This is a genomic window from Mesorhizobium sp. WSM4828 (genome assembly GCF_055811175.1).
This window is the reverse complement of record NZ_JBVVQK010000011.1, coordinates 49,245-61,250: the sequence shown is the minus strand read 5'-3', so window position 1 is coordinate 61,250 and position 12,006 is coordinate 49,245. Positions and strand designations below refer to the sequence as shown.

Sequence of the window (12,006 nt, the reverse complement as noted above, 5' to 3'; positions counted from 1 at the left end):
GAGAAATCTCGTTCCGATCAAAGCCGCCCTACTTCGTTGCAGCGGCTGCGGCTTCCCCCGGCGGCATAATCCGCATCATGAAAGCCGACACCGTTTCCCCGGGTTTGAACGGGCCGGGAACCTGATGGCTGACCGGCTTCACACTTTGGAGGAATGCCGCGATCGCCATGGCGTCATCCGCGGTGAGATGCGCAAAATCGCGCCAAGGCATGATCGGCGCCAGCATGCGGCCGTCCGGCCGTTCGCCGGTCTGGATCGCGGTGACGATCTGCTCCGGGGTCCAGCTTCCGATACCGGTCTCCTTGTCAGGCGTGATATTGCGGGCGACAAAGACACCAAGACCAGGAATCTCGAAGCCCACATCTGAACCGCCAAGAAAGCGCGACATGTCCGGCTTCCCGAAGAAGTAACCGGGTGTGTGGCAGTCGCTGCAGCCGGCAATCGTAGCCAGATATTCGCCGCGCGCAATCTGTGTGTCGTCGGCCATGGCCGCGTAAGATGGCAGGGCAACAATCGACGCTGTCAAGAATGCAAGATGAGTTAGTGTCCGAAACATTGCTTCCTCCCTGTGGTCTGTTCGTGGTTTGTCCATCGACCTCCCGCGTCGTAACCTGGTCGCAATTCCCCGATTTGGCCACGTCGGGGGCGTCAAATTTTAGCATGGCCAGGACGTATTAACCATCAGCGATCAGTTGGACCGTCGGCACTTGTCGTGTCCGGTTGAGCAACTGTTACGAAGCTCGCTAGCCGACGCACAACGCCTTCGCCTTCTTTTGGCGCAACGTGCTCGTCCTGGCAGATGAGCCGAACGGAAACTTACCGCCCATCTCGGCCATTGGCGGCAGTCAGATGATTGAGTTTGATCCTAGCTGCGCCCGGCAGTTCCGGCCGCGTCAGATCACCGTATCGGTCCAGCGGACGATTTGCCCGGCCGCATCGCCGAACGCGGCGTCGAGCGCGCCGACATAGGCCTGGTTGCCGCCGCCCGAAACGGGCGCGATGGCGCTAAACGTCTTCGAAGCGCGCACTTCACCGTTGCGGTCGTTCAACAGGCGCACGAACAGCTCGACCTCGGCATGTTGGCCGCCATCGACACGCACTTCGAACGAGCGGATCTCGACGATCACCTGATAGTCGATCGCCAGCCCCTCGCCTGGCTTGCCGACGCCGGTGAAGCTGCCCGAGCGCTGGAACGTCTCTGCCAGCCGCGCCTGTACGATCATGGGCAGCCGGTCGGCCCATTGCGCGCCCTTGAGATACTGGATCGATCGCGGCGATGGCTTGATGACGATGTTCTGGCTATCCAGCGCCTTGAGCGCCGACGGCTGGGCGATGAGTATCTGGCGACGGCTGCGGGCACGCGCTTCCAGCGACGGCGCCGAAAGCTCGAACGTATCCAGCGGCGCCGGTCCGCCGCCCGGCAAGGCCGCACAGCTTGCTAGCGAAAGCGCCAGCAACACCGCCCAAACCTTAGACCCACCCGATGTGATGCTGCCTGAGCTGATCGACTTCAAACGCGATCCCCCCCGGATCGTGGAAACAACGCGCATCTGCAAGCTATGTTCTTGCTGTGGTCGGGGATCGAAGTCAACGGCGCACCCTGCCGTCGAACTGCCGGACCTCGCCCTCGCCGCCGGACAGGATCCGCTGTGGGTTGCGGCTGAGATCGGTTACCGCCTCTTCGATGCGGTTGATCGAACGACGGCTGTCCTGGACCAGCGCTTCGACGTTTTGCAGCCCCTGTCCCGAGAATCGCGCCAGATTGTCGGTGATGGTACCGAGACGGGCGTTCAGCGTATCGGCGACCTGCTTGAACGATTTCAGCGTCGCCCGGGCGTCGGCCATGACGCCGTCGGCCTGGCCGGAGCCGAGCAGTTTGTCGACCTTGGCAAGGATGCCGTCGACTCGCACCGAGGCATCGTTGAGGCGTCCTGCGAGCTGGTGCGCGTCTTTGATGGTTTCATCGATGTCGTCGGCTCGGTTGGCGAACTTGTTGGTCACCTTGGCAATGTCGGCGGCAGCCTCGTTGGCATTTTCGCTGGCCTTCTGGATATTGGCCAGCGCGGTGCGAACCTCAGCCGGATCGATGCCGTCGAGAACGCCGTCGACCTTGGCCAGCGTGCCTTGCGTCTTCTGGGCGAAGTCGTTGATCGAGCCGACCGCGGTGTCGACGTTCTTGATGACGGTGTCGAACTGCTTGCTGGTTTCCTTGAGGTTGGCAGTGACCGTGTCGACGTTGGCGACGATGCTCTTGATCTGGTCCTTGTCGACGGCGTTGAGTAGCCCTTCCGCCGCCTTCAGGGTGCCGTCGAGCTTGCCCGAAACACCCTTCAGTTCGTCCGCCAGCGAGCTGACGCTGGCCAGGAACTTGTCGACGCCGTCCGCATTCCTGGCCAGTGCATCGGAAAACGTCTGGACATTGGCGACGGTCTGCGTCAGCGGACCGCGAACATCCTTGGTGAAGCCTTCGAGCTCCGAAAGGACCTTGTCGGCACGGGTGAAGATGTTCTGCGCCGTCTGCAGCAGGTTGGTGACCGCCGACGGGTTGGCAACGATCTCGGCGACACGGCCTTCCTTTTCCGCCTCGTCGAGGAGTTTTGGCTCCTTGGGATCGGCGCCCTTGAGCTCGATATTGGCCTGGCCGGTGAGGCCGGCAAGCCCGATATCGGCCTGAGTCGACTTGGTGATAGGCGTATTCCGATCTATTTCGGTGTCGGCGATAGCAGCGGTCGGATTGTCGACGTCGATATAGACACGACGCACGTCGCCGACTTTAACGCCATTGAACAGCACGAAGCTGCCACGGCCAAGCCCCGAAGCGGAGCCTGGAATGCGCACGCGCAGCACCGTCGTCTCACCCTTTTCGCCGATTGCCGCCGTCCAATAGACGAAAGCGAAAGCCGCGAGGATCGCGGCCAGCGTGAAAATGCCGACAATGACGTAGTTGGCCCTGGTTTCCATCGCTCACTTATGGCTATGCGCGCGTCGCAAGATCAAGTTGCCGGGCGCGTTTTCCGCGGAAATAGGATTTTACCCAGGGTTCCTCGCTCCTGAGCATGTCGTCGATCGTGCCCTCGACCAGCACTTTCTTGTTGCCAAGCACCGCCACGCGGTCGCACGCCGTAAACAGCGTGTCGAGGTCGTGCGTGACCATATACACGGTCAAATCCATCGTATCGCGCAGCTTGACGACCAATTCGTCGAACTCAGCCGCACTGATCGGATCGAGCCCGGACGTCGGCTCGTCGAGGAAAACGATATCTGGATCGAGCGCCAGGGCGCGCGCCAAGGCGGCACGCTTGATCATGCCGCCGGAGAGCTCAGAGGGGAATTTCTGCGCCGCATCCGGAGGCAATCCGACCAGCTCGACCTTGAGCATGGCAAGTTCGTCCATCAGCTTCTTCGGCAAATCGAGATATTCGCGCATCGGCACCTGGACATTTTCGAGGACCGTCAGCGCCGAAAAAAGGGCGCCATGCTGGAACAGCACGCCAAGCCGCATGTCGATGCGAAGGCGCTCCCTTTCAGTTGCCTTCTCGACGTCGACGCCGAACAGTTTGATTGTTCCCGATTGCTTGCGCGTCAAGCCAAGGATGGTGCGCAAGAGAACAGATTTGCCCGCACCCGAGGCACCGACGAAGCCGAGAATCTCCCCGCGCCAGATATCGAGCGTCAATTTGTCGAGAACGACCTGGTCGGCGAACGACACCGTGATGTCGTGCGCCGACAGCACGATCTCGTCTTCTTTGGCTTTCTCGGCCACCTTGGTCGTGTTTGTGCCCGGCAGCGCCATGTCAGAACTCGATCGCTGCATAGAACATGGCGAAAAGCCCGTCGAGGATAATGACCACGAAGATCGACTTCACCACTGAGGCGGTCACATGCTGGCCAAGTGATTCGGCGCTGCCGCCAACCTTCATGCCCTCGACCGAGGCAATTATGCCGATGATCATGGCCATGAACGGCGCCTTGATCAGGCCGGCAAAGATGGTGCTGAGATCGATGGCGACACGCAACCGGTCGATGAACGCCGCCGGTGCAATGTCGGAGTAGAGCCACGCAGCCAGAATGCCGCCGCCCAGCGCGGCAAAGTTGGCGATGATCGTCAGGCAAGGCAGTGCGATCACCAGCGCGACCAACCGCGGAAACACCAGCACGCCGATGGGATTGAGGCCAATGACCTTCAGCGCATCGACCTCCTCGCGCATCTTCATCGAGCCGATCTCGGCGGTGATCGCGCTACCGGAGCGGCCGGCGATCATGATCGCCGTCATCAGCACGCCGAGCTCGCGCAGGATCAGCACGCCGACCAGGTCGACGACGAAGATGTCGGCGCCGAAATAGCTGAGCTGATAGGCGCCTTGCTGGGCAACGATTGCGCCAACGATAGCCGACATCAGCACCACCACTGGTATGGCGCCGACGCCCATGCGATCGATCTGGTTGAAGATCGCCGCCATATTGACGCCATGGCCGCGGCCAAGCTTCATCTGCGAGCCGCGTATCGTGGCGCCGAGGATGTTCATTGCGGCCAGGAAATCGTCGCGCATCTCATAAACACGCCGGCCAACCGCCTCGAGCCCGCGAATGATGAAGTTGGGCGGCTTTGCCGGACCTGATTCGGGCTCCCGTCGAACCGCATCACCGACGGCGCCAAGCAGGATCGAGGCGATCTCGCTTTGCCCCTGCGTCGTGATCTCGACGCCCTTCTTTTCGAAGCTGCTGACCAGGCGGTCGATCAGCCAGGCCCCGGCAGTGTCCATCTTCTCGATTTGTGAAAGGTCTAGCGCCAGCGTCTTGAAACCGCCGCGCTTCTCGATCTTGCGCATCTCGGCGTCGACCAGCGCCACTGTGCGTGTCGTCCAGGTTCCCGAGAAAACGCAGCCGAGAACACCGCCCTCCTCGCCGATCGCGATGCGCGGCTGGTGGTCGGGCTCCTTGGCAGGGCCGCTTGCGTCGCGTTTGCGGATGGTCAACATGGCGTCCTGTTTAGCCTGACGGGGCCGACCTGTCGATTTGCCGACATCCTCCTTGTTGCACAGCCGGAGCAGAAAAATATGGCGCGTGTCATTTCGGTCGAGGCCGAGCGCTTTCCTATCGCCGGGACATTCACCATTTCGCGCGGCTCGAAGACCGAAGCTGAGGTGATTTCCTGCGCCGTCAGCGAAAATGGCCATACAGGGCGCGGCGAATGCGTCCCTTACAAGCGCTATGGCGAGACCATGGAGGGTGTGCGCGACGCGATCGAAGCGATGCGCAGCGAGATCGCGCACGGCATCAGCCGCATCGCCCTGCTCGATGCCATGCCTGCCGGTGCGGCACGCAACGCCATCGACTGCGCGCTCTGGGACCTGGAAGCGAAGATCAGCGGAACACCGGTGGCGCATACGATACGAACCGTTCCGTTACGATCACTCGAGACGGCGTACACATTGTCGCTCGCCGAGCCGGAAGCGATGGCGGCGCAAGCCCGCGCCAACGCCCAGCGCCCGTTGCTCAAGGTCAAGATCGGCGGCGACAACGACATCGCCCGCATCCGTGCAGTGACGGCGGCAGCACCCGACAGCCGAATCATTCTCGACGCCAATGAGGGCTGGACTGACGGCAATATCGTCGCAAACCTCGCCTTTGCCGCCGAGCACGGTATCGCCTTGATCGAACAGCCGCTGCCGGCGGGACATGACGGTATTCTTCGCCACATCGCGCATCCGGTGCCGATCTGCGCCGACGAAAGCGTGCACGAGGCGAAGGACCTCGACGCGCTTGTCGGCCTCTACGACGCCATCAACATCAAGCTCGACAAATCGGGTGGCCTGACCGCAGCACTCGTGCTTCGCGACCGCGCCCGCGAACTGGGTCTTGGCGTCATGGTCGGCTGCATGGTCGGCACATCGCTTGCGATGGCGCCGGCCGTGCTGTTGGCGCAGGGTGCCGATTTCGTCGATCTCGATGGTCCGTTGCTGTTGGCCCGCGACCGCGTTCTCGGTCTCGTCTACCAAGGTTCGCTGGTGTCACCGCCCGAGCCGGCGCTGTGGGGCTGAACGCGCCGCAAGCCCGATCAGCGCCAGGCCCGTCAGGGCGATGGGGATCATCGCAAAGAAGCCATTCGCGCCGAAGCGGTCGTAAAGAGGACCGGAAATGAGCGTCGCCACGGCCATGAAGAAGCCGTTGGAGAAATAGGCGATGCCCTGCGCCGCCCCAGTGCGTTCTTCCGCGATTGTCTCACCGATCATCTTTTGCAGGCCGATCAGCACCAGCGCCACCGAAACGGCGTGCAGTGTCTGGATCGCGAAAAACCCGCCAACGCCAAGCCCAAGCGGCCAGATCAGAGGGAACGCGATCCAGCGCACGATAGCGCCTGTCCCGGCAATCAGCATGATCGACACGACCGAGAAGGAGGCGAAAGCTCGGGTGAAGACGACAAACATGCATATCTCGGCGACGACGCCCCACCCCCACAGCAGCCCGACAACCGAATCGCTGATGCCGATCGACTTCCAGTAGATCGACACGAAGCCGTAGAGAAATGCGTGGCTGGCGGTGATGACCCCGACGCCCGTCGAAAAATAGAGGAAGTACCGGTTGAGGAGTTTCGGTGCCGATTGCTGCATATCGGCGGCCGAAAGCGGCGAGGCGCGGCGCGGACGGCCGAGGCGCGGCGCGATCAGTCCGGCGGCCAGCGCGGCACACAGCGCCGCGAAGATAATCACCGGGACAGCCTCGGCACCGCTTGCCGAGAGGATGAAACCGCCGGCGAGATTGGCGCAGAGATATGAGATCGAGCCCCATTTGCGCATGCTTGCGTAATTCGAGCCGAAGCGGCGGACACCTGAAAGGGCGAGCGAATCGGCAATCGGCGAATGCGGCGTCCAGACGACCGTCAGCGCCAGGGATACGGCAAGTACCATTGCGTAGGTCGGCGGGAGGAAGTAGCCGGCGGACAGGATCAACGATGCGGCGACCAGCGCAACATAGACATTGGCGCGGTCGCTCGCTTTGTCTGCCAGAGCGGTAAGAAAAGGCGTCGTCGCCACGCGCAGGAACATCGGCGCGGCGAGGATCACGGCTATCTGCTCGGCATGGAACCCCTTCGCCTGCAGCCACAGCGGGAAATACGGCACATGCGTCCCGAGCGGCACGAAAAGCGTGAAGAAGATCAAGCTCATGCGCAGTTCGAAATGGCGTGGCTTGACGAGCTGTTCGGGTGAAAGCGGCGGCAGCGAGGACATTGACAGGCGATCCGTCGGCACGGCATTCAGCCGGGTCGGCTCGCCACACCTGTCGCTGCTTAACACGGCCAAAAAGTCGATGAAACCGCTGGACTAACCGATTGAGGCGAGATGAAGCCGGGTCTGGTCAAGCCGCCTGGACTGCCCTGCCCTTGATGTCGATCGGCACGAGCACCTCGCTGCCGACCGGAGTCTCCGGCAGGACATGCGCCCAGTGCAAGATCTCCATCCGGCCGTCAAAATGCTCGACCACCGCCGTGCAGCTCTCCACCCAATCGCCGGTGTTGATGTATTGCACATCCTCATAGCTTTCGATCGCGGCATGGTGGATATGCCCGCAGATCACGCCGTCGACATGCGAGCGGCGCGCCTCCTCGGTCAGCACGGTCTGGAACGAGCCGATGAAATTCACCGCCTTCTTGACTTTGACTTTGGCCCAGGACGAGAACGACCAGTAAGGCAGGCCGAGCACCTGGCGCAGGCGCGTGATGACGCGGTTGACCAGCATCGCCGCGTCATAGGCATAGTCGCCGAGATAGGCGAGCCAGCGCGCATTGTGGACGACGGTGTCGAACTGGTCACCATGGATGACAAGAAAGCGTTTGCCATCGGCGGTCTCATGGATGGCGCGGTCGGCCACGACAATGCCGCCGAAATGAACGCCCTGGAATTGGCGCGCGAACTCGTCGTGATTGCCGGCGATGTAGGTGATGTTGGCGCCCTTGCGCGCCTTGCGCAGCAACTTCTGGACGACGTCATTGTGGCTCTGCGGCCAATGCCAGCTCCGTCTCAAGCGCCAGCCGTCGACGATGTCGCCGACGAGATAGATGATATCGGCATCGTGATGGCGCAGGAAATCGATCAGGAACTCGGCCTTCGCCGCCTTCGATCCGAGATGGACGTCGGAGATGAACATGCTGCGGAAAGTGCGGGGCTCTGCGCCGGACATTATTTGTCACCGTTGCTTTCGGTGAGGCTATGCCCCGATTCATGCAACAACCGTATGACGGTTGCGATTGGTCCAGCCATCCGGATAGGTTGCCGCGGCAATCAGAGGAGAAAATCACCATGGATCTCGGCATTCGCGGCAAGAAGGCCATCGTCTGCGCTTCGAGCAAAGGCTTGGGGCGCGGCTGCGCCATGGCGCTGGCGGAGGCAGGCTGCGATCTTGTCGTCAACGGCCGCAACGCCGACGTGCTGGCCAAAACCGCCGCCGAGCTGCGCGAGAAATTCGGCGTCAAGGTGACCGAGATTGTCGGCGACGTATCCAACCCCGACGTCCAGAAGGCGCTGCTTGCCGCCTGCCCCGATCCCGACATCCTCGTCAACAACAATGGCGGTCCGCCGTTTCGCGATTTCCGCGCGCTCGACCGGGCAAAGATCCTCGAAGGCGTCACCCAGAACATGGTGACCCCTGTCGAGCTGGTTCAGGCGGTAATCGACGGCATGGCGGCGCGCGGCTTCGGCCGCATCGTCAACATCACCTCGCTGTCGGTCTATGTGCCTATCCCCGGCCTCGACCTGTCGTCCGGCGCCCGCGCCGGCCTCACTTCGTTCCTGGCCGGCGTCGCGCGGACTGTGATCGACCGCAATGTAACGATCAACAACATGCTGCCGGGAAAACTCGATACCGACCGGCTGCGCGGCCCGCACGAGGCCGGCACGCCCGAAGATCCGGCCGCCGCTGCCGCGCGCAAGGCCAAGGCCGCGGCCAATGTTCCGGCCAAGCGACTCGGCACGCCCGAGGAATTCGGCCAGATCTGTGCCTTCCTGTGCTCGGTTCATGCCGGTTACCTGACCGGGCAGAACATACCGGTGGACGGCGGTCTCTACGTCAGCGCGTTCTAGTGGTGGAGCACAAGGTCGCAATGCAACATTCGTCCCTCATATCCTTCCTCACCGGTGAGAAACCAGCCGACGAACTTTGGCAGGAGATCGAAACCGAAGTGACCGAGTGCGCGACCGCCTCGACTACGCCTGGCTGCGTGGGGCATGTCATCATCACTGACGGACCAGATACGATCGTTAATCGTCAACATGTGGACGTACTGCTTAGTCGGCTGGCGGACGGCATCCTGCCGGTCCAAGCGGCTGCCTACATCGCCGATGCACTGATAATGAGCGACGACTTCAACTTTGCGGACGATGGTGTCTCCGAGGCTTTGTTCTTCCTGTCAGACGAGAGCGCGCCCCTTTGCCGAGAAGATGTGCAAGCCCTGCGGAGCCGCCTTTCGACGGGAAAGTAGTGCCCGCTTTGGAACAGGACGGCGGCATAGCTCGCCGCGGCACCCCCCGCCTGCCGTCCCACATTTCAACGACTCGCAGGTCCGACGGCATAGCGCAAAGCGGTAAGCTCGCGCTTGCGACATATCACCTCTCGAAAAGCCTCGGCTGCATGCTAAGAGACTCAAAACACCAAACGGACTGAACTGAGGAGGCGGCCGTCATGACAGGCGAAAGCAAGAAGGCGGCCCGATCCGACCTCGACGAAGCAGCGCTCTATTTCCATAAGCACCCCCGTCCCGGAAAGCTTGAAATCCAGGCGACGAAGCCGCTCGGCAATCAGCGCGACCTGGCGCTTGCCTATTCGCCGGGGGTCGCCGCGCCCTGCCTTGAAATCCGCGACGACCCGGCAACCGCCGCCGACTATACAGCCCGCGCCAATCTGGTCGGCGTTGTCACCAACGGTTCGGCGGTGCTGGGCCTTGGCAATATCGGTCCGCTCGCCTCCAAGCCGGTGATGGAAGGCAAGGCGGTGCTGTTCAAGAAGTTCGCCGGCATCGATGTCTTCGACATCGAGATCGACGCACCGGGCATCGAGCGCATGGTCGAGACGATCTCGGCCCTGGAACCAACCTTCGGCGGCATCAACCTGGAAGATATCAAGGCGCCCGAATGCTTCGAAGTCGAGGAGCAGTTGAAAGCCCGCATGGGCATACCGGTCTTCCATGACGACCAGCACGGTACCGCCATCATCGTCGCCGCCGCTGTGCTCAATGGGCTGGAATTCGCCGGCAAGTCCATCTCCGACATCAAGATCGTCACGTCAGGCGCCGGCGCTGCCGCTCTTGCGTGCCTCAACCTTCTGGTCTCGCTCGGCGCGCGGGTCGAAAACATCTGGGTCACCGACCGGTTCGGCGTCGCCCATAAGGGCCGCGTCGAGGAGATGGACCGCTGGAAAGACCCCTATGTGAAGGAGACCGATGCGCGCACGCTGGCCGACGTTCTGCCCGGCGCCGACGTGTTTCTCGGCCTGTCCGCCGCGGGCGTGCTGAAACCGGAATTGCTCCAACACATGGCACCCAAGCCGCTGATCCTGGCGCTGGCCAATCCCAATCCCGAGATCATGCCGGAAGCGGCACGGGCAGCACGGCCCGACGCGATGATCTGCACCGGTCGCTCCGATTTCCCCAATCAAGTCAATAACGTACTCTGTTTTCCTTACATCTTCCGTGGCGCCCTGGATTGCGGTGCGAGCGCTATCAACGAAGAGATGAAAATGGCCGCCGTGCGAGCGATTGCGGCGCTTGCCCGTGAGGAGCCATCCGACGTTGCCGCGCGTGCCTATTCCGGCGAGACGCCGATCTTCGGTCCGGAGTTCCTGATCCCCTCGCCTTTCGATCCGCGGCTGATCCTGCGCATCGCCCCTGCTGTCGCCAAGGCAGCCTGCGAGACCGGCGTCGCGACCCGGCCGATCACCGATTTCGCCGCCTACATCGACAAGCTGAACCGCTTCGTCTTCCGCTCCGGCCTGGTCATGAAGCCGGTATTCTCGATGGCCAAGACGTCAAGCGCCAAGCGCGTCATCTACGCCGACGGCGAGGACGAGCGCGTGCTTCGCGCAGCGCAGGTCGTGCTCGAGGAAGGCATTGCCGAACCGATCCTGATCGGCCGCCCGCATGTCATCGAGGTGCGGCTGAAACGCTATGGGCTGCGCATCAAGCCGGGCGTCGATTTCGGCTTGATCAACCCGGAAGACGATCCGCGTTACCGCCATTATGTCGACCTTTTGATCGAGCTTGCCGGCCGCCGTGGGGTGACGACGGAAGCGGCGCGCACCATGGTGCGCACCGACAATACGGTGATCGCGGCCCTTGCCTTGAAGCGCGGCGACGCCGACGCCATGGTCTGCGGCCTCGAAGGCCGTTTCGAGCGCCATTTGCGCAACGTCACGCTGATCATCGGGCCGCGCGCCGGCATTAGGGATCGCGACCTGTCGACGCTTTCCATGCTGATCTCGCAGCGCGGCATCATTTTCCTCACCGACACCCATGTCTCCGTCGATCCGACCGCGGAGGAGATTGCTGAGATGACCGTCCTAGCAGCCGAGGAGATCCAGCGTTTCGGCATCGAGCCCAAGGCAGCGCTGCTGTCGCATTCGGATTTCGGCTCCCGCGATTCGCCAAGTGCCATGAAGATGCGGCAGGCGGCAGCGATACTGGCGCGCATCGCGCCCGACCTGCAATGCGACGGCGAGATGCATGCCGACTCGGCACTATCGGAACAGCTGCGCCAGCGCGTCTATCCGCATTCGCGGCTGAAAGGCGAAGCCAATCTGCTGGTGTTTCCCAATCTCGATTCGGCGAACATCACGCTGACCGCGCTGCGCACGATGATGGACGCGTTGCATGTCGGCCCGATCCTGCTCGGCACAGACAGCCCGGCGCACATATTGACGCCGTCGGTCACGTCGCGCGGCGTCGTCAACATGACCGCGCTGGCCGTGGTCGAAGCCGCGCATAAGGCGCAGGCAATCGTCGAACTGGGCTAGCCATGG

At 62.3% G+C, this 12,006-nt stretch carries 11 protein-coding genes; 4 read left to right on the top strand and 7 right to left on the bottom strand.

The window, feature by feature from the left end:
• Positions 1–28: 28 nt before the first annotated feature.
• The 5 genes from AC0L2X_RS14830 to AC0L2X_RS14810 form a co-directional block, all read right to left on the bottom strand.
• Entirely contained in the window at positions 29–556 is a 528-nt protein-coding gene (locus AC0L2X_RS14830) for a c-type cytochrome (protein ID WP_473559737.1), read from the bottom strand.
• 337 nt (positions 557–893) lie between these two features.
• Positions 894–1,550 (bottom strand): ABC-type transport auxiliary lipoprotein family protein, encoded by a 657-nt coding sequence (locus tag AC0L2X_RS14825; RefSeq protein ID WP_473559735.1) that lies wholly within the window; start codon positions 1,548–1,550, stop codon positions 894–896.
• Between the two features lie 37 nt (positions 1,551–1,587).
• Positions 1,588–2,961, bottom strand: a complete 1,374-nt coding sequence (locus AC0L2X_RS14820; RefSeq protein WP_473559733.1) for an MlaD family protein — start codon at positions 2,959–2,961, stop codon at positions 1,588–1,590.
• 13 nt (positions 2,962–2,974) lie between these two features.
• Positions 2,975–3,793 (bottom strand): ABC transporter ATP-binding protein, encoded by an 819-nt coding sequence (locus AC0L2X_RS14815; RefSeq protein WP_292660913.1) that lies wholly within the window; start codon positions 3,791–3,793, stop codon positions 2,975–2,977.
• A gap of 1 nt (position 3,794) precedes the next feature.
• Complete coding sequence (locus AC0L2X_RS14810) at positions 3,795–4,979, bottom strand: ABC transporter permease (protein ID WP_473559730.1); 1,185 nt, start codon at positions 4,977–4,979, stop codon at positions 3,795–3,797.
• A 78-nt stretch (positions 4,980–5,057) separates the two neighbouring features.
• Between AC0L2X_RS14810 and dgcA the strand changes: the two genes are divergently transcribed.
• On the top strand, positions 5,058–6,041 hold the full coding sequence (gene dgcA / locus AC0L2X_RS14805) for an N-acetyl-D-Glu racemase DgcA (RefSeq protein WP_473559729.1): 984 nt from the start codon (positions 5,058–5,060) through the stop codon (positions 6,039–6,041).
• Here dgcA and AC0L2X_RS14800 read toward each other — a convergent pair.
• Both AC0L2X_RS14800 and AC0L2X_RS14795 read right to left on the bottom strand, forming a co-directional pair.
• Positions 6,012–7,229, bottom strand: a complete 1,218-nt coding sequence (locus AC0L2X_RS14800; protein WP_473559727.1) for an MFS transporter — start codon at positions 7,227–7,229, stop codon at positions 6,012–6,014. The two genes, dgcA and AC0L2X_RS14800, sit on opposite strands and share 30 nt — an antisense overlap.
• 127 nt (positions 7,230–7,356) lie before the next feature.
• Positions 7,357–8,178, bottom strand: a complete 822-nt coding sequence (locus AC0L2X_RS14795) for a UDP-2,3-diacylglucosamine diphosphatase (RefSeq protein ID WP_473559725.1) — start codon at positions 8,176–8,178, stop codon at positions 7,357–7,359.
• Between the two features lie 119 nt (positions 8,179–8,297).
• Here AC0L2X_RS14795 and AC0L2X_RS14790 point away from each other — a divergent pair, with 119 nt between their 5' ends.
• The 3 genes from AC0L2X_RS14790 to AC0L2X_RS14780 all read left to right on the top strand — a co-directional run bounded on the left by AC0L2X_RS14790 (position 8,298) and on the right by AC0L2X_RS14780 (position 12,000).
• Complete coding sequence (locus AC0L2X_RS14790) at positions 8,298–9,077, top strand: SDR family oxidoreductase (RefSeq protein ID WP_473559724.1); 780 nt, start codon at positions 8,298–8,300, stop codon at positions 9,075–9,077.
• 20 nt (positions 9,078–9,097) lie between these two features.
• A complete protein-coding gene (locus AC0L2X_RS14785) occupies positions 9,098–9,475 on the top strand; it encodes a hypothetical protein (protein WP_473559722.1) in 378 nt (125 codons plus the stop codon).
• 200 nt (positions 9,476–9,675) lie between these two features.
• Positions 9,676–12,000: an NADP-dependent malic enzyme gene (locus AC0L2X_RS14780; protein WP_473559720.1), complete on the top strand. Its 2,325-nt coding sequence runs from the start codon at positions 9,676–9,678 to the stop codon at positions 11,998–12,000.
• Positions 12,001–12,006: the final 6 nt, after the last annotated feature.